The 21,904-nt window shown below is 62.0% G+C and carries 19 protein-coding genes and 1 tRNA gene; 4 read left to right on the forward strand and 16 right to left on the reverse strand.

Going from position 1 to position 21,904, the window contains the following annotated elements:
- Nucleotides 1-192 precede the first annotated feature (192 nt).
- From FHS09_RS12325 to grpE, 16 genes are all read right to left on the reverse strand, one after another.
- Nucleotides 193-282 (reverse strand) — tRNA-Ser (locus FHS09_RS12325).
- Nucleotides 283-510: 228 nt separating this feature from the next.
- Nucleotides 511-708 carry a carbon storage regulator CsrA gene (gene csrA, locus FHS09_RS12330; protein ID WP_183460331.1) on the reverse strand — a complete coding sequence of 66 codons (198 nt, stop codon included), beginning with the start codon at nt 706-708 and terminating at the stop codon, nt 511-513.
- 219 nt (nt 709-927) lie between these two features.
- Nucleotides 928-2,163, reverse strand: coding sequence for an aspartate kinase (locus FHS09_RS12335; RefSeq protein WP_183460333.1), 1,236 nt, complete (start codon nt 2,161-2,163; stop codon nt 928-930).
- 205 nt (nt 2,164-2,368) lie between these two features.
- Nucleotides 2,369-4,984 carry an alanine--tRNA ligase gene (gene alaS, locus FHS09_RS12340; RefSeq protein WP_183460335.1) on the reverse strand — a complete coding sequence of 872 codons (2,616 nt, stop codon included), beginning with the start codon at nt 4,982-4,984 and terminating at the stop codon, nt 2,369-2,371.
- A 110-nt stretch (nt 4,985-5,094) separates the two neighbouring features.
- Nucleotides 5,095-5,445 carry a histidine triad nucleotide-binding protein gene (locus tag FHS09_RS12345; RefSeq protein WP_183460337.1) on the reverse strand — a complete coding sequence of 117 codons (351 nt, stop codon included), beginning with the start codon at nt 5,443-5,445 and terminating at the stop codon, nt 5,095-5,097.
- 5 nt (nt 5,446-5,450) lie between these two features.
- Nucleotides 5,451-5,642 (reverse strand): Trm112 family protein, encoded by a 192-nt coding sequence (locus FHS09_RS12350; RefSeq protein ID WP_183460339.1) that lies wholly within the window; start codon nt 5,640-5,642, stop codon nt 5,451-5,453.
- A 73-nt stretch (nt 5,643-5,715) separates the two neighbouring features.
- A complete protein-coding gene (locus FHS09_RS12355) occupies nt 5,716-6,555 on the reverse strand; it encodes an alpha/beta hydrolase (protein WP_183460341.1) in 840 nt (279 codons plus the stop codon).
- A 46-nt stretch (nt 6,556-6,601) separates the two neighbouring features.
- Nucleotides 6,602-7,618 (reverse strand): class I fructose-bisphosphate aldolase, encoded by a 1,017-nt coding sequence (locus tag FHS09_RS12360; RefSeq protein WP_183460343.1) that lies wholly within the window; start codon nt 7,616-7,618, stop codon nt 6,602-6,604.
- 74 nt (nt 7,619-7,692) lie between these two features.
- Nucleotides 7,693-9,174: a glycerol kinase GlpK gene (gene glpK, locus FHS09_RS12365; protein ID WP_183460345.1), complete on the reverse strand. Its 1,482-nt coding sequence runs from the start codon at nt 9,172-9,174 to the stop codon at nt 7,693-7,695.
- Nucleotides 9,175-9,310: 136 nt separating this feature from the next.
- On the reverse strand, nt 9,311-9,811 hold the full coding sequence (locus FHS09_RS12370) for a RecX family transcriptional regulator (RefSeq protein ID WP_183460347.1): 501 nt from the start codon (nt 9,809-9,811) through the stop codon (nt 9,311-9,313).
- The gene (gene recA / locus FHS09_RS12375) at nt 9,811-10,848 is read right to left on the reverse strand and encodes a recombinase RecA (RefSeq protein ID WP_183460349.1); all 1,038 of its coding nucleotides are present in this window, start codon (nt 10,846-10,848) and stop codon (nt 9,811-9,813) included. Before recA ends, FHS09_RS12370 begins: the two co-directional genes overlap by 1 nt.
- Nucleotides 10,849-11,007: 159 nt before the next feature.
- Nucleotides 11,008-11,523: a CinA family protein gene (locus tag FHS09_RS12380; protein WP_183460351.1), complete on the reverse strand. Its 516-nt coding sequence runs from the start codon at nt 11,521-11,523 to the stop codon at nt 11,008-11,010.
- A gap of 33 nt (nt 11,524-11,556) precedes the next feature.
- Nucleotides 11,557-11,967 (reverse strand): hypothetical protein, encoded by a 411-nt coding sequence (locus FHS09_RS12385; protein WP_183460353.1) that lies wholly within the window; start codon nt 11,965-11,967, stop codon nt 11,557-11,559.
- On the reverse strand, nt 11,960-13,738 hold the full coding sequence (locus FHS09_RS12390; protein WP_183460355.1) for a hypothetical protein: 1,779 nt from the start codon (nt 13,736-13,738) through the stop codon (nt 11,960-11,962). Before FHS09_RS12390 ends, FHS09_RS12385 begins: the two co-directional genes overlap by 8 nt.
- Before the next feature lie 177 nt (nt 13,739-13,915).
- The gene (locus FHS09_RS12395; RefSeq protein ID WP_183460357.1) at nt 13,916-15,664 is read right to left on the reverse strand and encodes an Hsp70 family protein; all 1,749 of its coding nucleotides are present in this window, start codon (nt 15,662-15,664) and stop codon (nt 13,916-13,918) included.
- Nucleotides 15,654-16,130 (reverse strand): nucleotide exchange factor GrpE, encoded by a 477-nt coding sequence (grpE, locus tag FHS09_RS12400; RefSeq protein WP_183460359.1) that lies wholly within the window; start codon nt 16,128-16,130, stop codon nt 15,654-15,656. Before grpE ends, FHS09_RS12395 begins: the two co-directional genes overlap by 11 nt.
- 663 nt (nt 16,131-16,793) lie before the next feature.
- Between grpE and FHS09_RS12405 the strand changes: the two genes are divergently transcribed.
- From FHS09_RS12405 to fdxA, 4 genes are all read left to right on the forward strand, one after another.
- Entirely contained in the window at nt 16,794-17,222 is a 429-nt protein-coding gene (locus FHS09_RS12405; protein WP_183460361.1) for a DUF2231 domain-containing protein, read from the forward strand.
- Nucleotides 17,219-18,511: a PQQ-dependent sugar dehydrogenase gene (locus FHS09_RS12410; protein ID WP_183460363.1), complete on the forward strand. Its 1,293-nt coding sequence runs from the start codon at nt 17,219-17,221 to the stop codon at nt 18,509-18,511. Before FHS09_RS12405 ends, FHS09_RS12410 begins: the two co-directional genes overlap by 4 nt.
- Before the next feature lie 185 nt (nt 18,512-18,696).
- Nucleotides 18,697-21,288 carry a DNA mismatch repair protein MutS gene (gene mutS / locus FHS09_RS12415; protein WP_246394964.1) on the forward strand — a complete coding sequence of 864 codons (2,592 nt, stop codon included), beginning with the start codon at nt 18,697-18,699 and terminating at the stop codon, nt 21,286-21,288.
- Nucleotides 21,289-21,495: 207 nt separating this feature from the next.
- Entirely contained in the window at nt 21,496-21,819 is a 324-nt protein-coding gene (gene fdxA / locus FHS09_RS12420) for a ferredoxin FdxA (RefSeq protein ID WP_183460365.1), read from the forward strand.
- Nucleotides 21,820-21,904: the final 85 nt, after the last annotated feature.

A 21,904-nucleotide genomic window follows, 5' to 3' on the forward strand; every position in this document is an offset into this window, starting at 1 on the left:
CTTGAGGGAAGTCGAACTCGGTAACTGACCCGCTTCGCTTTCCCTGGACTGCCGTCTCCGGCAACCCCTGAGGTGGCGCGCATTATAGCCGCCTCTCTCTGCCTGACAAGCGCTTTCCCAAATTTTTTTGAGAGCCACCTGCCGGCGAGTCGGAGCAAAAAAAACACCCTCTCAAAAGAGGGTGTTTTTAGATGGCGGTGAGAGAGGGATTCGAACCCTCGATGGGCGTTAACCCATACGCCCTTAGCAGGGGCGCGCCTTCAGCCACTCGGCCATCTCACCGTAAAACTCCTCCTCCAGCGATGCGGCAATCAATACCGTGGACCGCTGAAAGTGGACGGCATCATACCAACGGCCAGACAAAAATCAATGGGGAATCAATAACTTTTTGCCGATCGTCGCCAGGCGGGACACTTATTATACAGCCATCGGAAAGAGTGAAACGCGGCTGCGCATTCCATTAAAAAAGGCCGGGAAACCCGGCCTTTCTTGTGGCGGACACCGGAACGGCTATTCGCCGGTGCCCTCCTCCTCTGAGGATTGCTTTTCGCGCTGAATGCGTTGGTAAATCTCTTCGCGGTGCACTGCCACCTCTTTCGGCGCATTGACCCCGATTCGAACCTGGTTGCCTTTCACGCCCAGCACAGTCACGGTCACATTGTCGCCAACCATCAGCGTTTCGCCAATCCGGCGGGTTAAAATCAGCATTACCTACTTCTCCTTGATCATCCTGTGATAAAGCACAACCGGAGTTCCCCTCACAATGTGCTTATGGTCATCATAACCGGATGGCGGCGCTAGAAGTCGAATATTGTCCATCTCTGTATTCAGTATTGACCAGCCGATCAAAATCTCAACAGGTCGGACTCTACGCCAAATGACTAAATCGCTATGGAAAGCGCGTCGCCGCCTTCATTCTGGTTATAGTTACTCACTCCCGGGTTCCGACAGCTCGAACGCACTGTGCAGCGCGCGCACCGCCAGTTCCAGGTAGCGTTCGTCGATAATCACCGAGATCTTAATCTCTGAGGTGGTGATCATCTGGATATTGATGTTGTCTTCCCCCAGAGCTTCGAACATCCTGCTCGCCACATTGGCGTGGGAGCGCATGCCCACACCGACAATCGAGACCTTGGCGATCTTGTCGTCGGCTACCACTTCCCTGGCGCCCAGCTCCTCCGCCACCCGCTCCAGCACCTCCCGAGCCTTGACCAGGTCATTGCGGTGCACGGTGAAGGTGAAGTCGGTAGTGCCATCGACGGAACTGATGTTCTGTACGATCACGTCTACTTCGATGTTCTCAGCACCAACCGGCGCCAGGATACGGCAAGCCACCCCGGGGTTATCCGGCACACCGCGAATGGTCAATTTGGCCTCATCGCGGTTAAAGGCTATGCCGGAAACGACTGGCTGTTCCATCTCGTTGTATTCCTCATCCAGACTGATCAGAGTACCGCCACCCTCTTCAAAGGTGGAGAGTACGCGCAATGGCACCTTGTACTTGCCGGCAAATTCCACCGCGCGAATCTGCAGCACCTTGGACCCGAGGCTGGCCATTTCCAGCATCTCCTCGAAGGTGATCCTGTCCAGCCGGCGGGCGCTGTCCACCACACGGGGATCGGTGGTGTAAACGCCGTCCACATCGGTGTAAATCTGACACTCAGTGGCATTCAATGCCGCAGCCAGGGCCACGCCGGTGGTGTCGGAACCGCCGCGGCCGAGGGTGGTGATATTGCCTTCCTCATCGACCCCCTGGAAGCCGGCCACTACGATGACCTTGCCCGCATCCAGGTCCCGGCGCATCCGCTCCACATCGATACGCTGGATACGCGCCTTGGTATGGGCGTTGTCGGTGAGGATCTTTACCTGGCCCCCGGTATAGGAACAGGCGTCATAACCACGCTTTTTCAACGCCATGGTGAGCAGGGCAATGGTGACCTGCTCACCAGTGGACACCAGGACGTCCAACTCGCGGGGGTCGGGCTTCTCCTGGACCTGGTATGCCAGGTCGATGAGACGGTTGGTCTCGCCACTCATGGCGGAGAGCACAACTACCATCTCGTGGCCCTGGGCGCGAAACGCCGCCACTTTATCGGCCACCGCCTCGATGCGCTCGATAGAGCCAACCGAGGTACCGCCGTATTTCTGCACGAACAAACTCATGGGGTTAAGTGTTTCCTTACTGCTACAAGGTTAATGCGCTCGCGGCAGCTATTCGCGCAAGCCGCGCACTAAATCACCAAACTCCGCTGAAATCAACTGATCAGCCGTTAACAAGTGTTAACTTGGCCTAAAAAGACCAGTGGTGAGTACTTGGTGGTCAGGGATCAGTACTTGAGTGCCGCTGTTGGTCACCCATCGTCGATCACTAACCACCCAGATGCCCTTCGACCCAGGCCGGCACCTCTGCCAGCATGGCTGGCAACGCAGCCACATCAGCGCCGCCTCCCTGGGCCATATCCGGGCGACCGCCGCCCTTTCCGCCCAGTTTACCGGCGGCAAAGCGCATCAGTTCGCCGGCGGCGATACGTCCGGTCAGGTCCTTGGTGACCGCGGCCACCAGAGCGACTTTGTCTTCTCCGGGGGCGGCCAGTAACACCACGCCGCTGCCCAGCTTGTTCTTCATCTGGTCCGCCAGGTCGCGCAGGGATTTGGCGTCGGCGCCATCGACAGACGCCGCCAGCAGTTTGAACCCATTTAGTTCCACCGCCTGGCTGGCGAGATCACCGCCACTGCCACTGGCCAGTTTGGTTTTCAGTTGGGCCAGCTCTTTCTCCAGCTTGCGGTTGTTGGCCAGCAACTGTTCGACCTTCTCCGCCAGGGTATCCGGGCGCGCTTTGAGCAGGGCGGCGGCGTGCTCCAGCCGCTGCTGCGCACTATCGAACAGGGCCAGGGCATGGGCACCGGTCACCGCTTCGATACGCCGCTGGCCGGAGGCGATGCCACTCTCGGCCACTATCCGCAGCAGGCCGATATCGCCGGTGCGCTGTACGTGGGTGCCGCCACACAGTTCCACGGAGAAGGGGCTCCCGTCGTCGATCTCACCCATGGACAGCACGCGCACACGGTCGCCGTACTTCTCTCCGAAGAGAGCCATGGCCCCCTTCTGCTTGGCGGTTTCGATATCCGTCTCTTCGGTTTCCACCGGAGTGTTGGCGCGGATCTGTGTGTTCACCAGGGATTCGATCGCATGCAGCTGCTTGGCGGTAACCGCCTCTGGATGAGAGAAGTCGAAACGCAGCCGCTCCGAGTCCACCAACGAACCTTTCTGGGTCACGTGCTCACCGAGCACCTTGCGCAAGGCCGCGTGCAGCAGGTGGGTGGCGGAGTGATTCAGCGCAGTGGACTGGCGCACGTCCGCGGATACCCGCGCGTGCAGTTTGTCGCCCACGGCGATCCCGCCGCTCAGCACTTTGCCGCTGTGCAGGTGGTGCGCCCCCTGTTTGGTACAGTCGCGCACCTCGAAGCGGTCATCCGCTTGTTCCAGATAGCCGCTGTCCCCCACCTGGCCGCCGGACTCGGCGTAGAACGGTGTGCGATCCAGCACTACGGCGCCCTTTTCGCCCTCTTCCAGGCGCTGTACCTGCTCGCCGTCCTTGATGATGGCGAGCACCGTGCCTTCGGCTCCGGTGGTTTCATAACCGAGAAATTCGGTAGCCCCCTCCAGGTCCAGGGCCCCGGCGTACTCCTGTTTGAACTTGCCGGCGGCGCGGGCGCGCTGGCGCTGGGCCTCCATAGCCTCCTCGTAGCCGGGCATATCCAGGGTCAGGCCGCGCTCGCGGGCAATGTCCTGGGTGAGGTCGGTGGGGAATCCGTAGGTGTCGTGCAGAGTGAAGACCAGCTCGCCGGGGATCTCATTGCCCTCGAGGGTCGCCAGAGCGTCGTCCAACAGCGCCATGCCCTTGTCCAGGGTTTTGGCGAACTGCTCTTCCTCTTTGCGCAGGGCGTTTTCGATAATCTGTTGCTTCTCGCGCAGCTCCGGATAGGCGTCGCCCATCTGCTCGGCCAGGGCCTCTACCAGTTGGTAGAAGAAGATTTGCTTGTGTCCCAGCTTGTGGCCGTGGCGCACGGCGCGGCGGATGATACGCCGCAGCACAAAGCCGCGGCCCTCGTTGGAGGGCATGACGCCGTCGGCGATCAGGAAGGAGCAGGAGCGGATATGATCGGCGATCACACGCAGGGATTTTTCTTCCAGGTCGTCACAGCCGACGATTTTCCCCGCGGCCTTGAGCAGCGCCTGGAACAGGTCGATCTCATAGTTGGAGTGCACGCCCTGCAGAACTGCGGCGATGCGCTCCAGGCCCATGCCAGTGTCCACCGAGGGCCTGGGCAGCGGATGGAGTTCGCCGTCGGCGGAGCGCTCGAACTGCATGAATACCAGGTTCCAGATCTCGATATAGCGGTCCAGGTCGTCGTTGTCGGAACCGGGCGGTCCACCGGGCACGTCCGCGCCGTGGTCGTAGAAAATCTCGGAACTGGGACCGCAGGGGCCGGTGTCGCCCATCTGCCAGAAGTTGTCCTCGTCCAGGCGCGAGAAACGATCCGGGCTTACACCCACCTCCTTCTGCCAGATATCCGCGGCCTCGTCGTCGCTGATATGCACGGTGACCCAGAGGCGATCCTCCGGCAGTTTCAGCACCTGGGTAAGAAACTCCCAGGCAAACTGGATTGCCTCGCGCTTGAAGTAGTCGCCGAAGCTGAAATTGCCCAGCATTTCGAAAAAAGTGTGGTGGCGGGCGGTGTAACCGACGTTTTCCAGGTCGTTGTGCTTGCCGCCGGCGCGCACGCAGCGCTGGGAGCTCACCGCGCGATTGTAGGGGCGGGACTCAAGGCCGAGGAAAGTGTCCTTGAACTGCACCATGCCGGCGTTGGTAAACAGCAGCGTGGGATCGTTGCCCGGTACCAGGGAGCTTGAGGGCACAATGGTGTGGCCCTGCTCGGCGAAGTAATTCAGGAAGGCGTCGCGTATCTGTGCGCTTTTCATCCAGCGTAATTCCACATCGTCAAATTAAAAATTCAATTGCACCTGACTGGTGCTCAGGCGGCCCTGCTACCGGGGCTTCGCATCACGGTCTACGCTCTGTCCAAAACCATTCAATCCTGAGCCAGATCCTGCTCGCGCATCTTGCGCTGAGCCAACAGATGGATATGCAGATGGAAAACCGTCTGCCCCGCGCTGCGGCCGTTGTTCACCACCAGGCGGAACCCCTCGAGTCCCAGCTTGCGGCCCAGTTCCCCGGCCACCCACAGCAGGTGGCCAAGCAGCGGCTTGTCACCGGCCTCCGCCTCGGACAGGTTCACCAGCGGCTTGCGCGGGATAATCAGCAGGTGGGTGGGCGCCTGCGGAGCGCGGTCCTCGATGACGATGCACTGATCGTCCTCGTAGACGCGTTCGGCGGGAATTTCGCCGGAGATGATCCGGCTGAATACACTGGGTTCGGCCATGGGCGTCAGTTGTTCTTGTCCAGCTTTTCATCGGCGGTCAGCTGGCGCGCCTCGGACTCCAGCATCACCGGTATGCCGTCGCGCACCGGATAGGCCAGGCCGCTGGCCTTGCACCACAGCTCCTGACGGTCCTCGTGATATTCGAGCGGCGCCTTGCTCACCGGACACACCAACAGACTCAGCAGCTTCTTATCCATACCCCTGTCCCTATTCCCACTCACCGGCCCCGTCAGGGCCCAAAAATGACCGCGTATAGTACAACGCTTGGGATCAGCGGGAAACCGCGGCTGCCGGCATGGGTAGCAGCAATTCGAGATGTTGCAGCAGCAGCTCCTGCGCCCACGGCCCTTCCTCCGCCTCGTTGAATACCTCGTGATAGGCATCGGGAAAAACATGCAGCTGTTTGTTCCCGCTGCCCAGGCGCTCGAACCAGGCGCGGCTGGTGGCGGCATCCACCACCTTGTCCGCTTCCGGCAGCAACATCAGGCACGGCTCGGTGATCTGTGGGAGGCGGGGATAGAGGTAGTCCCGCTCGCGCAGGAAGGACACAAACCACTGCAGCGATACACGCCCGTGCACCAGATCGTCCGCCCGGTAGTCGTCGACCACGGCGCTGTCGCGGCTGAGCCAGCACGGATCTATGCGATTGGGCAGGGTCAGGCGCGGCGCCAGCACCGCCAGCCGCTGGGCCAGCCAACGCTCCAGGGAGCCCGGCTCCCGGCAGCCGCGAAATGCCGGCGCGGAGAGAATCAGGCTATCGATACCCCCGTAACGCACCGCGCAGCCACAGGCGATAACGCCCCCCATGCTGTGACCCAGCAGGTGCAGGCCGCAGCCGGCATTGTCCCGCTTAACCAGGCGGATAAAGTGGTGCAGGTCCTCGCTGTAGTGGGCGAAGTCGTCGATATGGCCGCGCGGCCCCTCAGACAGGCCGTGGCCGTAGTGATCCAGCGCGTAGACGCTGAAGCCGGAGCCGTTGAGCAGCCGCGCCAGTTGCCGATAGCGCCCGCTGTGCTCCCCCAACCCGTGAGCGACCACGACGGCGCCCAGCGCCCCTTCGACCCACCAGCGCCGATAGTGGAGGCGATTGCCTCGGGAAACGAACTCCATTTTTCTCTCCTCATCATCTATTTATTGTTATTTTCCGCCCGCCGACCTATTCGCGCTCCAATCCCTCCTGGTACTCCCCCAGCATCGCCAAGTGGTTGAGCTCCGCGCGCTTCAGAAGCGCCTGCTGCGCCGCCGGGCCGTTTTCGGCAACGCCCTGCCAGGCTTTGAGCGCCGACTCCTGTAACGCGCGGCCGTAGGAAAAACTGAGCTGCCAGGGAGCATGCCACAACTGGTTGAGTGCATTGAGGTTGATCGTGGCCTCTTCGGGCCCTTGGCCGCCGGATAGGAAATTGATACTGGGCACCGCGGCGGGTACGGCGCGGCGCAGACTGCGCATGGTGTACTCCGCAACCTGTTCGGCGGGTGCCTTGGCGCACTCCTTGCCCGGAGTGACCATGCTGGGCTTCAGGATCATCAGTTCCAGCATCACGCCGTGCTGGTGCAGGGCATGAAACACCGCGTGCCACACCTGTTCGTTCACTTCGGCGCTGCGCTGAATGCTGTGATTGCCGTCGATCAGCACCTCCGGCTCCACAATCGGCACCACTCCCCTGGACTGGCACACTGCCGCGTAGCGGGCGAGCATTTCCGCGTTCGCGGTCAATCCCAGCCGGGTGGGGTTTTCCGGGGTGATCGGGTAGACCTCGCGCCACTTGGCGAAGCGCGCCCCCTGCTCCTTGTAGCCGTCCAGCCGCTCGGCCAAGCCGTCCAGACCGTAGGTAATCATATCCCCCGGCGCACCGGGCAGCGGGCCCTTGCCCTTATCCACCTTGATACCGGGAACGATCCCTTGCTTCGCCGCCAGTTGCAGCAGCGACGTGCCGCTGTCGTCCGCCTGCCCCAGGGTCTCCTCGAACAGGATCACCCCGCTGATGTATTCACCCAGCCCCTCGGTGGACAGCAGCAGCGAGCGGTAAAAACGGCGATGCTCCTCGGTGGATTCAACCCCCACGGAGTCGAACCGTTTGGCGATGGTGCCGTTGCTCTCGTCGGCGGCGAGAATGCCGCGACGGCCGTCGACCATATCAGCGATGGTGCTTTGCATCTCTTCGTTGACAGACATTACTGTTCCCCTCTATTCCCTGGTTTCAGCCTCGTTTCAGAATAGGCGCTCTGTTCCCTGTCACCCGTCTTCTGTCATCTGAACGCCCGGCAGGCCGTCACCGCTTTATGCCAACCACCGACCAGTTCATGCCGACGCGCCGGTTCCATTTGCGGCACGAAGTCCCGCTCGATCTCCAGCAGACATCGGGGCATATTACCGGCGACCCAGATGCCGGCGCCGATCCCTGCCAGCAGCGCCGCACCCACGGCGGTGGACTCAATCTGCCGCGGCCGCTCCACGCGCACCCGGGAGATATCGGCCTGGAATTGCATCAGGAAATTGTTCGCACTGGCACCGCCGTCCGCACGGATATGGCTGATTTCCATCCCGAGCCCCTCCGCCATCAGCTGCGCCAGTTCGTCGCTCTGGTAGGCGATGGACTCCAGGGTGGCGCGAACCAGCTCCGCCTTGCCGGCGCCGCGGGTGAGGCCGCAGATGGTGCCGCGGGCAGCGGAATCCCAATGGGGCGCACCCAGCCCGCTGAACGCTGGCACCAGGTAGACGCCACGGGTATCCGGCACCCGATTGGCGATAGTTTCAGTCTCCGCAGCATGCTCGATCAGGCCCAGTTGGTCCCGCAGCCACTGCACCGCGGAGCCGGCATTGAATACCGCGCCTTCCAGGGCATAGACCGGCGCTCCCGCGGGATCGCAGGCAATAGTTGTCAGCAGGCCCCGGGGCACCTGCGGCCGCTCGGCGCCCGCGTAGGCGAGCATAAAGCAGCCGGTGCCGTAGGTATTCTTGATGCTACCGGGCTCGGTACAGCCCTGGCCGAACAGGGATGCCTGCTGGTCGCCGGCCACCCCGCAGATGGGTACTTCAGCGCCGAGAAACACCTGAGGGTCTGTGGTGGCGAAATGTCCGGCTGAGGGCAGTATCTTCGGCAGCAGCGACCGGGGGCACTCGAACAACTCCAACAGCTCGCCGTCCCAGTTTCTCTCTTCCAAGTTGTACAGCAGAGTGCGGCTGGCGTTGGTGTGGTCGGTGAGATGGGCGCGGCCGCTGCTCATCTTCCAGATCAGCCAGCTGTCCACGGTACCGAAGCAGAGTTCGCCGGCGCGGGCGCGGGCCAGCAGTTCCGGCTGCCGCCGGAACTGCCACTGCAGCTTGCTGGCGGAGAAATAGGCGTCCAGTACAAGGCCGGTCTTCTCGAGCAGCCACTCGGCTTTACCCGCGCGCTCCAGCTCGGCACACAGTTCCGCGGAGCGGCGGCACTGCCACACGATTGCCGGACACACCGGCTCGCCGGTTTTCCGGTCCCACACGATGGTGGTTTCCCGCTGGTTGGTGATCCCCAGGGCGGTGAGATCGGCGGCGGCAATCCCCGCCCGCTCCAGCGCCGCGGCGCAGACCCGCAGTGTGACCTGCCAGATCTCCTCGGCTTTCTGTTCCACCCAGCCGGGGTGGGGATAGTAATTGGGGAGTTCGGAATAGCTGCGGCCCAGCAGGGTGCCGCTGGTGTCAAAGACGAAGGCGGTGGTTCCGGTGGTGCCCTGGTCGATGGACAGGATCATGGGGAATTCTCGCGCTTATTGTTCTCGGCCTCATCATCTTGTAGGAGCGGCGGGGCGGCCATCCGCCGCTGGCCGCGATAGCGGGCCTGCGGCCCGCGTGCCGAGCTGGAGCTCGGCGTTCCCAGGGGAGCCGTTCCTACAGATTCAGGTCAGAGTATAAGCCGGATTCCTCCGCGTCCAGCGCCCAGTTGATGGCGTCGGCGGGAAATCCGCGGTAGGCGAGATAGCGTTGGCGCCGCGCTCGTTCCTTGAGCTGCTGGTCACGCGGCAGGGCGGAGCTGACCGGACTGCGGAATTTGCGCTGCAGTTGCTCCGCGGCGAGCGCAAACCAGTCCGCCTCCAACTGCTCCAGCGCATTGTTGATCAGGTCACCTTCGACGCCGCGCTGCTGCAATTCGCGGCGGATGCGCAGCGGCCCCTGGCCGCGCTGTACGCGGGAGCGGGCGAAGACCTCGGCGAAGCGGTGATCGGACTGGTAGTTGAGATCCTGCAGGCGCTGGAACAGTGCATCGAAATCGGCGCCGGGGAATTTATCTGCGAGCTTCTCCCGCAATTCGAGGCGGGAGTGCTCGCGTCGGGAGAGCAACTCAAGCGCCGCGCCGTAGAGCGCTTGAGCCTTGTCCTCGGAGGGAAACACTAGTCTTCCGTGATTTCCGCTGCGGTTTCCTCCGGCTTCGCCGGCACCGGAGCACCCAGCAACTGCGCGCGCAGCTGGCCTTCGATCTCATCGCGGATTTCCTGGTTCTCCTTCAGAAACTTGACCGCGTTGGCCTTGCCCTGGCCGATCTTGTCGCCCTTATAGCTGTACCAGGCGCCGGCCTTGTCGATCAGGCCCAGCTTGACGCCGTAGTCGATGATCTCGCCGAGCAGGTTGATGCCCTGACCGTACATGATCTGGAACTCGGTCTGCTTGAACGGCGGCGCCACCTTGTTCTTAACCACCTTCACCCGGGTCTCGTTGCCCACCACTTCATCGCCCTCTTTTACTGAGCCGATGCGGCGGATATCCAGGCGCACGGAGGAGTAGAACTTGAGCGCGTTGCCGCCGGTGGTGGTCTCCGGCGAGCCGAACATCACGCCGATCTTCATACGGATCTGGTTGATGAAAACGCACAGGGTATTGGTGTTCTTGATATTGCCGGTGAGCTTGCGCAGCGCCTGGGACATCAGCCGCGCCTGCAGGCCCACGTGGGAATCGCCCATCTCGCCCTCGATCTCCGCGCGCGGGGTCAGCGCCGCCACCGAGTCCACCACCAGCACGTCCACCGCCCCGGAGCGCACCAGCATATCGGCCACTTCCAGCGCCTGTTCACCGGTATCCGGCTGGGACACGATCAGCTCGTCCACATTCACGCCGAGCTTTTCCGCATAGATGGGGTCCAGCGCGTGCTCGGCATCGACGAAGGCACAGGTGCCGCCCTTGCGTTGGGCTTCGGCAATGACCTGCAGCGTCAAGGTGGTTTTACCGGAGGATTCCGGGCCGTAGATTTCGACGATTCGGCCACGGGGCAGACCGCCGATTCCCAGGGCCACATCCAGGCCCAGGGAGCCGGTGGATATTGCCGGAATCTGGACGCGTTCCTTGTCCCCCATGCGCATCACCGTACCCTTGCCGAACTGGCGCTCGATCTGAGACAGCGCCGCCTGCAGTGCCTTGTCTTTGTTGGAATCCATGACCCTTCCCGTGTGTTTGAGCGTTGTTTGTTGGGGGCAAGCTTAGCGAAGGATTACTGTATAAGCAACCAGTAATCCCGGGAGCGCGGAGCTCCAGCTCCGCTCGCGGTCCGCAGGACCGTCACCGGCTCAAAACTGAAGCAGAATCACACCCGGTCGCTACTCCGGATGCGCCCGCACCAGCACCAGCATCCCCCGCAGCGCCTCGGCCACCGTCTGCGCCTGGACCGCCGCGCGGTCTCCCTCGAAATGGAAACACTGCGCCCGGATGGTCACCGGCTCCTGCCCCGCGGATATGGCCCAGGCGATCCACACCGTGCCCACCGGCTTCTCATCGGTACCGCCATCCGGGCCGGCAATGCCGCTCACCGCCACGGCGATATTGGCATCCATGGCCGCCAGCGCGCCGCTGGCCATTTGCCGTGCAACCTGCTCGCTCACCGCGCCGAAACTGTCCAGGTCCTCCTCCGCCACATCCAGCCAATCGCGCTTGATCCGGTTGGCGTAGCTCACCACCGAACCCTCGAACCAGTTGGAGGCCCCGGGCACCGAGGTGATGGCCGCGGCGATACCGCCGCCAGTGCAGGACTCCGCCGCGGTGGCGTGCCAGCGGCGGGCCAGCAACTCCTCCCCCAAAGTGCGGGCCAGTTGCGGGATATCCAGGTGCTCAGTCATCCATCGGTCTCCGCAAAGAAAGGACCCGGTTGGTCAATAAGGATCATCGCCGAAGCTCTCAAGCAATCCGGCCAGAACTTTCGGATCGATCATCCCGAGCATATCGTCAATCGAGGCTGTGGATGCAAAGGGAACGGATCCCGCGTTCAGGATTGCGGGGCGCAGTATGGCGGCCAGGCTGTGCGCGAGTGCCGGCTCTTGCCGGGTTCCTTGCGGTTGCCGCGGTGGATACCAGTCCAGGGATACTTCTTCGTCAAAGAGAATCTTGTGGAAAACCCCGGCGGGGTTCAACAATATCTCCTTGGCTTGCAGCAGGCGGCCGTGGCGCTCGGGAAATTGATGCATGGGGTAGCGCCGCGCCAGCCGGGTGTAGGCGGCGACAATGGCCTTGGGTTCGGCCCCGGGGGATAACCTGAGCGTCTCCAGGGCTGTGCTTTTATCCATCTATTTCTCCGAAAAGCTCCAGATTGGGAGATCTGTCAGTCTCCTTTTGGCGTTTCTTGTCAGGCATCGGCCTTTTTTCAGGTACAGGTTTGGGGGCGAGTTTTCGCAGCCGCGGGTAGACCCGGCAAAGGGTGTGGAATTCCCGGGCAAACGGCGATTGTTCCCGCCGGTCGATCAGGTGCTGCAACAACATTTTGAGGTTTTGTTCTATGTCGGGATCGAACCGAATCTGTTGCAACAGGCCACAGATACTTTCCAGGCGCGCCAGCATTTGCTCCGCCCCCTGAACCTGGCACAGACGGTTGAACAGTTGGCAAACCCGTTTGCGCAACCAGCGATTGTCACTCTGTCGCAGCCAGTGGCTGGACTGGCGCAGCAGCAAATCGATGTGTTCCGGTTTGATCCAGGCACTCGCAGCCCGCTTTTGCTCCAGCGTGACCAGGGCCGCGTAAAATAACCACTCGGCTTCCACTGCCTGGCCGGCGATCACATTGGCCAGCGGCTCGCGGGAGCTATCGAACAGGCTGTTTTGCAGTTTATGCCACAGGGTGTCTGTGTCTGCATCGGCGTTGCACAGGATTTCGCGGAGCACATAGGCCGCTAGGCGCTTTTTGTCTTCGCCGCCTAAAGGCCAGTAAAAATGCGCCAGAAATTTGTCCGGCTTAGCAATCCGGGTCAAGGCGAAATAGAACAGGCCCGGATCGACCTGATAGAAATCAGTGGCCGCCTCCCGCTTGTGAGTCCCGCTGCCGGCAAAAGCCGTGCCGGCAAGAAAATTGAGCAGTGCGAGGCGGTAGTTGCCGGGATATTGGCTGCAGGGCAAACGCAACAGGCGGCCATGGATCAACGGCAGGCGCCGTTGCTGTATCCCCTGGCAAAGCCATTCCACCAGGGTTTCCAGACAGGCGCGGGCGGTGGATTTTTGGTTCGGGGGCACGCCGGTGCAGCAGAGTCTGAACAGGCTGTTGAGCTGGTTTTCAAATTCCCGGGTGCCGTCCGGATCGTCGTCGAGGTAGCGGCTGAGGAGGCGGCAACGCAGCAATTCATACTGCAAACGCGAGGCAAAATCCAGTGAGGCTTTTTGCGTGGCCTTATGGATTTGCTGCAACAAGGCTGTGCCGGCCCCATCCAGGTCAATGGCCCCGCCGGGCCGCCCTTCCCGCTCGACCTTGCCCAACAACTGCCCCAGGGCGGGCAAGCGGGCCCATTGTTCAGGGGTCAATTGCATGCCCGGGTTTCGTTGGATAAAAAGCAAAACAAGATGCTTGATAGCGTCCTGCCAGGGCGTTTGATGGAACCAGTCCTCCCCGGCCAGGGCCTGCTCCAAAGCGAGCACGGTTTTTTGCGTCGGTTTCGGTCTTTTCAGTTTGAAGAATCTGCTGAGCGCCGAGACCAGGGGGTTCGAGCGGGGCTGGTGCAGGTACGCGGCCAGGTATTTCGTCAGTTCACCGTCATGGCCCGGCACACCCAGCAAATGCCGCACCAGCTCCAACGACGCCTGGAAAGGCGGCCCGGAACTGTGGTCGGTCCAGGCGATCAGCGGCGCGGGATCCCCCGCTTGCAGTTGCGGGTGATTCAACAGGCAATACAACTCCATGACCTCGTACAACCAGCCGTATTCCGCCTTGATAAGGGGTGTTTTATAGGCGGACAGCGCCTGGCCATTCCCAAAGGGAAGCGCATCCAAAAACAGGAACTCCAGCAAGCCCTCAAACAGCGCCTGCAGGCCCCCAAGCCGAGGGTGCTCACGCCAGCTTCGGAAATCCTGCATAACACCGGGGGGTGGTGGCTCACCTCTTTCCAGGCTGATTTCCACGATTTCACACAGAGCCATAACATCGTGGCGAGGTATCGAGGGCCCGGACGAAGACGACCGTTTCTTTTGCGGCTTTTTGCGCGGCTTTTGCGGTTTGCGTTGACGATGTTTTTTCTTCATAACGGAAGCGGCTTACTCATCTTCTACCCATTCGTAGAGCTGATCCTCCAGTTCATCCAACTGCTCGTCGGCATCCTCCCTGCCGAGCAGATCCTTGTAGCGCTCCATCAGTTCGACGATTCCTTCCGGAGCCGGCTGGCACTGCTCCAATTTCTGCGACACTTTTTCAATCAGGAAATTAGTAACGCGGGCTTCGTCTTCACTATCGTCTTCACCGACCTGCTCATGTTCAGTGAGATTATCACCGAAGCCGCCGTCCTCACTGTTTTCGGACACGGAACGCGCCAGATCCATGGTGAATTCACGCCTGGAACCGCCCGAACCTTCGCTGACGATGATCTTTATAGTGCCGTTTACATCGTATTGGAAACAGACATCGAGTTTTTCGCTGCGGCTCTGGCTGAATTCGATAAAGAACTGGCCGATGAAATTGTTGTGCCGGGTATTGCTATTTTCACCCTGGTAAACGGGAACGACGGCACCCTTTTGACTTGGGTGCGCCTTGTAAAAAGTGCGGCTAAAACTGGCGGGCAAGCGTGTATAGCGGCGAATGAGCGGGGCGAAGGTCAAGGGGTGGTCGCGACCGGAAGTCGGAGCGACTATTTCGTCGTGGTCTTCCTCGCCCACCGCGGCGATACCCAGGGAGTGCGGGCAGATATCCACCACGCTGCGATCGAAAATCTCCCCACAACAAATCGCCGCGCGGGTGCAGGCCCCCAGCGCTACCGACAAGTCGGCGTCAAGCCAGCTTTCCGGGTCGATATCGAAGCGTTGTTTCAGCCTTTCCGCCACCAGGGGAATGCGGGTGGAGCCGCCCACCAGCAATAGCCGGTCGACCTCCCGCGACTGACTATTGACATCCGCCAGCACCTGGGCGGCCTTGTCCAGGGTGGAGTCGATCAGGTCCCCGATCAATGCCTCAAAGTCTTCCCGGGTGATCCTAAGCTCCAGCATGACGTTGTCGCCCCCGACCGTCAGGGGTTCATGCAAGGTGACTTCGGTCTGATGGGACAACTGGATTTTGGTGTTTTCCGCCAGAAAGCGCAGGCGCGTTCGGGCGAGGACATCGCCGGCAGCATCGACATTGTACCGATCGCGCAGATGGGCGATAAAACGTTCCACCAAGCGGTGGTCAAAGTCATCCCCACCCAGAAAGGTGTTGCCTTCGCTGGCCAGCACTTCGTAGCTGGCGGCGGTCACGTTCAGCAGGGAAACATCGAAGGTGCCACCACCCAGATCGTAGACCAGCCAACGCTCCTGGGCACCGTCGTCGAGTTGGATCCGTTCGTGGGCAATGGCCGCGGCCGTGGGTTCGTTGACAATTTGCAGAACGTCCAGACCCGCGCGCCGGCCGGCTTCCAGCGTGGCTTGTCGCTGCTGTTCCTGAAACCAGGCGGGCACGGTGATCACGGCCCTGGTCACGGCTTCACCCAGTTCCCGCTGGGCGGCCCCCACCAGCGCTTCGAGTATTTTGGCCGAAACATCGACAGGGGAAAGCTGTTGGCCGCCGAGTTCCACGCGGTAGCCCGGATCATCCATTTTACGCTTGATGGAAATGACCGCCTCTTGCGGTGCCACAACATAGTGGTTGCGTGCTGCCGTTCCCGCCAGCCATTGCCCGTCCTTCCAGGCCAGCATGGACGGCATGGTGTTCTGCCCGTCCAGGGGCACAACCCGCGGCTGCCCCTGCTCCAGCACAGCGATACAACTGTTGGTGGTACCCAGGTCTATGCCGCAAAAACGTGAGGTATCAGATGTCACTGGAAGATTCCTCCACTGGCGTGGGCCGGCTGCTGACAACCACTTTGGCAGGGCGAATCAGCTCGCCGGTTTCTCTCAGGTAGCCCTGTTGTATGATTTCACAAACCGTGCCGGGGGCCCGGCCCGAGTCCGGCATCGCACTGAGCACTTCGCAGCCCTGCGCCGGATAGTGTTGCCCCTGGCACACAAGTGGATGAAGACTGGCCAGCTGCTGCATTTGGTCGATCGCCTGATCGGTCAGTTGGACCACGGCGTTATCGGCGGAAGCCGCCGTGCGTATTCGCTGTAACCTGTCCAGCAGGTCGATGACCTGCCCCTGGCTGAAGATTATGCCGTTGCGCAGTTGCAGGGTGGACTTGAGGGAAAGAAGCTGCTGTGACAACTGTTCCAGCGCCTCTCCCTGTTGTTTTTGCGCCAGCGACATGCGGCGCAGACCTTTTTTCTGTTCGGCAAACTGTTCCAGCATAAGGAGATTTTTTGCAGCCAGATCGGAAAAAAGCGGATCTTGCTGTTGTGTGGAAAATAGTTTTTTAAAGCGGCGCAGCACGAAAATTCAAGCCTCTTGAATTTACTGATTACAAAGCTGGCGATCTTAACAGAATTGAAATTCTTTTACATCCGTGCTAATTGGGTGGCAACCCTGTCCGCCGCTCCTCCCGTAGCCCCGCCCTGGATATTGTCGCGACTGGGGCCTCGGCCCCCGCGCTTGCGTATCCACCTGCGCCTCGGCAATCATCACCTGGCCCCGGAATTCGCGCTCTTCGTCTGCCCGGCCGCGAGCGAGAATGGGCATGCCGCCCTCCAGCGACGGCAGGAATCGTTCCGACCGGGTAAAGTCGAGTTACAGCCGCGAGACATCCTGCAGCGTGGTGATTTCCTCAGTGGGCGACACCATGGTGCCGAGGCCGATATTGCGCGGCCCCAGCTGCCCGGCGAAGGGCATGCGGATCACCGGCCTTCATAGATACGCGCCTCGACGCATCTATGAAGGCCGGGTTGTCGCAATGGGCAACTAAGCCTGTATCAATTGGCATTATCGCCTAACGGGTTTACATTATTAATTTATATTCAGCCCGCCTCTGTGCAGATGAGAGAAGCTTTTTTTTGCGACAACCAGGAGGAAACCGCCGTGGCTGTCACCGTCGACCGAAGGTATCAAAGAGAGCTTCACCCGCTTCACGCATTCCTGCTTGCGGGCATGGTCCCGCTGTTCCTGGGGGCCATGCTGAGCGACATCGCGTACGCCTTCAGCTACCAGATCCAATGGATCAACTTCGCTTCCTGGCTGATCGCCGGTGGTCTCGTGTTTGGCGCCTGCGCGCTGGTGTGGGCCGTCATTGACCTGTTCCGCGCCGATCGCCTTGAACGGTTCCCCCTCGTCTATGCCCTTCTTCTGCTGGCGACCTGGATACTGGGATTCATCAACGCCCTGGTCCATGCCAAGGACGCCTGGGCGATCATGCCCGCGGGCCTCGCTCTTTCGGTGATCGTTGTCGTGCTTGCGGGCGCGGCGACATGGGCCGGCTTCTCCGGCATCCGCGCAAGGGGTGACGTATGAAGCGCTTGAGCGTGTTTTCGGCCATTGGTCTTTCGGCCCTGTTGGGCGCCTGTGGCGGCGGCAATTCGGACCCGGAGCAGTACGGCCCCGACCCGGCGCTCCCGGACCCAAAGCGCGGATTGTTGCCCGGCATGGCCGTTCCGAAGCCGGCGGAATGGGGCGACCAGCGACCGACCGTGCCGCAGGGCTACACGATCGCGGCCATCGCCACCGGCCTGAAGATCCCGCGCCAAACCCTGGTCCTTCCCAACGGCGACATCCTGGTGGCAGAAGGCAGGGGCGGCGGAGCGCCGAGCCTGAAACCGAAAGACGTGATTGCCGGTTACATCAAATCCAAGGGGAACACCCAGGTCGAGGGCGGCGACCGGGTGACCTTGCTGCGGGACAGCGATGGCGACGGCACCTACGAGGAACAGACTGTCTTCGCCGAGAACCTCAACGCGCCTTACGGGCTCGCACTGGTCGACGGCAGTCTTTACGTCGCCAACCAGGACGCACTGGTGCGGTTTGATTACCGGGACGGCCAGACCCGGGCCAGCGGGCCGCCGGACAAGGTCACGGACCTACCATCGGAGATCAACCATCACTGGACCAAGGCGCTCACCGCCAGCCCCGATGGACGTTTTCTCTACGTCGGCATCGGCTCCAACAGCAACATTACCGAGCGCGGAATGGCGGCCGAGGTCGATCGGGCAATGGTGTGGCAGGTGGACGTGAAAACCGGAGCGCACAAACCCTATGCGACGGGCCTGCGCAATCCCACCGCGCTCGCCATCCAGCCGGGGACGGACCGGTTGTGGGCAGTGGTGAACGAGCGCGACGAACTCGGCCCCAACCTGGTCCCCGACTACCTCACTTCCGTGCGCGAAGGCGGATTCTACGGCTGGCCCTACAGCTACTGGGGCCAGAACGTGGACCCTCGTGTCCGGCCGCGGGACCCGGAAAAGGTCGCCTCGGCGATCGTTCCAGACTACAGCCTGGGATCGCACGTCGCCGCGCTCGGCCTCGACTTCTCCACGCCCGCGATGGGCGCCGAATTCGCGGACGGTGTGTTCGTCGGCGAACACGGCAGTTGGAACCGCGAGGAACCCGTCGGCTACAAGGTGATCTTCGTGCCGTTCCGCAACGGCCGCTCCGCCGGTCCGCCGGTCGACTTCGTCACCGGCTTTCTGCTGACGGACGGCAAGGCCCGTGGCCGGCCGGTGGGCGTAACCGTTGATCCGCGCGGGGCGCTTATCGTCGCTGACGACCTTTCGAACACCGTGTGGCGCGTGACACCCGCGCAATGACCGGCAGTCGCTCGCGGGCCTCGGTAAGGTGAAAGCTCGCAACCGATTGCCTTTCTCCGCCATCGCTTCCCTGCTCCGCCGGTTTGGGGCAGCGTCACCACCCAAACCCGGTTTAATCGACAGCCCGACCCGCTACAATAGCGCCCCTTCACATCCACAACTGAACAAGAAGAAGCAGCCCTTCCATGCCGCAGACCGCGACTATTCAGCACACTCCCATGATGCAGCAGTATCTAAAGATCAAGGCCCAGCACCCCCAGGAGCTGGTGTTCTACCGCATGGGCGACTTCTATGAACTCTTTTACGACGATGCCAAGCGAGCCGCGGAGCTGCTGGATGTGACTCTCACCGCCCGCGGCAAGTCCGGCGGCGATCCCATTCCCATGGCCGGGGTACCCTACCACGCGGTGGAGGGTTACCTTGCGCGGCTGATCAAGGCCGGCGTTTCCGTGGCCATCTGCGAGCAGATCGGCGATCCGGCTACCAGCAAGGGACCGGTGGAGCGCAAGGTGGTGCGCATCGTCACCCCCGGCACGGTGACCGACGAGGCTCTGCTCAATGAGCGCCGGGACAATCTGCTGGCGGCGGTGGCGCAGTTGGCCGACAAGTTCGGCCTGGCCCTGCTGGACCTGGCCACCGGGCGCTTCGCGGTGCAGGAGGTGGACAGCTTGGAGACGCTGGCGGAACAGGTGCAGCGACACGGCCCGGCGGAGCTGCTGGCGGCCGAAGGCCTGGCGCTGCCCGCGGAAATAGAGAAACGTCCGGGCCTGCGCCGACGCGCGCCCTGGGAGTTCGAACAGGAAACCGCCCTGCGCCTGCTGAACCAGCAGTTCGGCACCCTCAATTTAGAAGCCTTCGGCTGCAGCCAACTGCATGCGGCCCTCTCTGCCGCGGGCTGCCTGCTGCAGTATGCCCGCGATACCCAGCGCACGGAGCTGCCTCATATCCGCAGCCTGCAGACCGAAAGCAGCGACGATACCGTGGCCCTGGACGGTGCCTCCCGGCGCAACCTGGAGATCGACCTGAACCTGGGTGGCGGTGATGAAAACACCCTGCTGTCGGTGTTCGATAGCTGCAAGACCGCCATGGGCAGCCGCCTGCTGCGCCGCTGGCTGAACAACCCGCTGCGCCGGCTGCAGACCCTGCAAAACCGCCAGGGCGCCATTGCCGCACTGATCGACGACTACCGCTTCGAACCGCTGCGAGAAGCACTGAAGCCCGTCGGCGATATGGAGCGCATCCTCGGCCGCCTGGCTCTGCGCTCCGCTCGACCGCGGGACCTGGCGCGGCTGGGGCTGTCCCTGGCGCAGTTCCCGGAGATCCAGCGGCAGCTGGCGGAAACCGATGCCCCTCTGCTCGCGGAGCTGGCGCGGGAGATCGGCGAGTGGCCGGAGACGGTGGAACTGCTGGACCACGCCCTGGTGGAAAACCCACCGGTGGTGATCCGGGACGGCGGTGTGATCGCCGATGGCTACGATAGTGAGCTGGACGAACTGCGCTCCATCAGCGAAAACGCCGGCGACTATTTGGTGCAGTTGGAGATCCGGGAAAAGGAGCGCACCGGCATCCCCACCCTTAAAGTGGGCTACAACCGGGTGCACGGCTACTTTATCGAGATCAGCCGCGGCCAGAGCGACAAGGCCCCCGTCGATTACATCCGCCGCCAGACCCTGAAGAACGCCGAGCGCTTTATCACCCCGGAGCTGAAGGAGTTCGAAGACAAGGCCCTCTCCGCCAAGAGCCGCGCCCTGGCGCGGGAGAAAGCCCTGTACGAGGAACTGATCACCCAACTCAACCAGTCCCTGGCGGAACTGCAGGGCGCCGCCGCCGCGGTGTCCCAACTCGACGTGCTCGCCTGCCTCGCCGAGCGCGCCGACAACTTGCGCCTGTGCCGCCCGGAACTGCGTGTGGAGCCCGGCCTGGCGATCGCTGCCGGCCGCCACCCGGTAGTGGAGCAGGTGCTGGACGAGCCCTTCGTCGCCAACGATATCGAGCTGCGCGACGACCGCCGCATGCTGGTGATCACCGGCCCCAATATGGGCGGCAAGTCCACCTATATGCGCCAGACCGCGCTGATCGCCCTGCTCGCCCATATCGGCAGCTATGTGCCGGCGGACTCCGCGCGCATCGGTCTGCTGGACCGCATCTTCACCCGCATTGGCAGCGCCGACGACCTGGCCGGTGGCCGCTCCACCTTTATGGTGGAGATGACCGAGACAGCAAACATATTGCGCAACGCCAGCGAGCACAGTTTGGTGCTGATGGACGAAATCGGCCGCGGTACCAGCACCTACGACGGCCTGTCCCTGGCCTGGGCCTGCGCCCACTACCTGGCGGATCAGGTGCGCGCCTTCACTCTGTTCGCCACCCACTACTTCGAGCTCACCGCGCTGCCGGAGCAGTGCCCGGAGGCGGCCAATATCCACTTGGACGCCACCGAACACGGCGACGGTATCGTCTTCCTGCACCGCATCCAGGAGGGTCCGGCGTCCAAGAGTTACGGCCTGCAGGTGGCTAAACTGGCGGGGATTCCCGGGGATGTGCTGGTGGAGGCGAAGCACCGGCTGGAGGCGTTGGAAAACGGGACTCGGGAAACAGCAAGCGAGTCCCGTGGAAAGGTACCGCAACCGGCACCCGCGCCCGGTTCGCCCCAACAGGTGGACCTGTTCGGCGCCCCCACCCATCCGGCGGTGGAAGCCTTGGAGGGGCTGGACCCGGACGACCTAACTCCCCGCCAGGCGCTGGAGAAGCTCTACGCGCTGCGGAAACTCTTGTAGGAGCGGCCGTTGGCCGCGATCGGTCCGTGATCGAAACCACCAACGATCGCGGCCAGCGGCCGCTCCTACAGGGAGGTCATAGACACATTTCCAGCCTTCAACGGTTATAAGTACCCAACCAATCGGACTCAAAAGCCTCTACATTTCGCGCCAGTAATTGCTAAAATCCGCTGCTCCATTGACTCAGGGCATTATCGAGGGACAAGCATGACATTCGTAATTGGGGAAAACTGCATCAAGTGCAAATACACCGACTGTGTGGAAGTTTGCCCGGTGGACTGTTTCTATGAAGGCCCCAACTTCCTGGTGATCCACCCGGACGAGTGCATCGACTGCGCCCTCTGCGAGCCCGAGTGCCCCGCCAACGCGATCTTCTCCGAGGACGAGGTACCGGAGGATCAGCAGGAGTTTATCGAGCTGAATGCGGAGCTGTCGGAGATCTGGCCCAATATCACCGAGAAGAAAGACCCGCTCCCGGACGCCGGGGAGTGGGACGGCAAAAAGGGCAAACTGGACCAGCTGGAGCGCTGAACCGATCACTGAAAAGCCGTCACCGACGGCTTTTTTTCATTTTGGCCCAACAAGAACAAAAGCAAAATGAAAATCATTCCCACCG

It is taken from the genome of Microbulbifer rhizosphaerae (assembly GCF_014191725.1).
GTDB classification, from domain to species: domain Bacteria; phylum Pseudomonadota; class Gammaproteobacteria; order Pseudomonadales; family Cellvibrionaceae; genus Microbulbifer; species Microbulbifer rhizosphaerae.

What these genes read in the sequence shown, in the direction of transcription:
- FHS09_RS12410 (WP_183460363.1), top strand. Translation starts at nt 17,219, where the DNA reads ATGAAGCGCTTGAGCGTGTTTTCGGCCATTGGTCTTTCGGCCCTGTTG.
- FHS09_RS12360 (WP_183460343.1), bottom strand. Translation starts at nt 7,618, where the DNA reads ATGTCTGTCAACGAAGAGATGCAAAGCACCATCGCTGATATGGTCGAC.
- mutS (WP_246394964.1), top strand. Translation starts at nt 18,697, where the DNA reads ATGCCGCAGACCGCGACTATTCAGCACACTCCCATGATGCAGCAGTAT.
- FHS09_RS12350 (WP_183460339.1), bottom strand. Translation starts at nt 5,642, where the DNA reads ATGGATAAGAAGCTGCTGAGTCTGTTGGTGTGTCCGGTGAGCAAGGCG.
- csrA (WP_183460331.1), bottom strand. Translation starts at nt 708, where the DNA reads ATGCTGATTTTAACCCGCCGGATTGGCGAAACGCTGATGGTTGGCGAC.
- alaS (WP_183460335.1), bottom strand. Translation starts at nt 4,984, where the DNA reads ATGAAAAGCGCACAGATACGCGACGCCTTCCTGAATTACTTCGCCGAG.
- FHS09_RS12335 (WP_183460333.1), bottom strand. Translation starts at nt 2,163, where the DNA reads ATGAGTTTGTTCGTGCAGAAATACGGCGGTACCTCGGTTGGCTCTATC.
- FHS09_RS12380 (WP_183460351.1), bottom strand. Translation starts at nt 11,523, where the DNA reads ATGACTGAGCACCTGGATATCCCGCAACTGGCCCGCACTTTGGGGGAG.
- FHS09_RS12345 (WP_183460337.1), bottom strand. Translation starts at nt 5,445, where the DNA reads ATGGCCGAACCCAGTGTATTCAGCCGGATCATCTCCGGCGAAATTCCC.
- fdxA (WP_183460365.1), top strand. Translation starts at nt 21,496, where the DNA reads ATGACATTCGTAATTGGGGAAAACTGCATCAAGTGCAAATACACCGAC.
- FHS09_RS12390 (WP_183460355.1), bottom strand. Translation starts at nt 13,738, where the DNA reads ATGCAGGATTTCCGAAGCTGGCGTGAGCACCCTCGGCTTGGGGGCCTG.
- grpE (WP_183460359.1), bottom strand. Translation starts at nt 16,130, where the DNA reads ATGCTGGAACAGTTTGCCGAACAGAAAAAAGGTCTGCGCCGCATGTCG.
- recA (WP_183460349.1), bottom strand. Translation starts at nt 10,848, where the DNA reads ATGGATTCCAACAAAGACAAGGCACTGCAGGCGGCGCTGTCTCAGATC.
- FHS09_RS12355 (WP_183460341.1), bottom strand. Translation starts at nt 6,555, where the DNA reads ATGGAGTTCGTTTCCCGAGGCAATCGCCTCCACTATCGGCGCTGGTGG.
- glpK (WP_183460345.1), bottom strand. Translation starts at nt 9,174, where the DNA reads ATGATCCTGTCCATCGACCAGGGCACCACCGGAACCACCGCCTTCGTC.
- FHS09_RS12385 (WP_183460353.1), bottom strand. Translation starts at nt 11,967, where the DNA reads ATGGATAAAAGCACAGCCCTGGAGACGCTCAGGTTATCCCCCGGGGCC.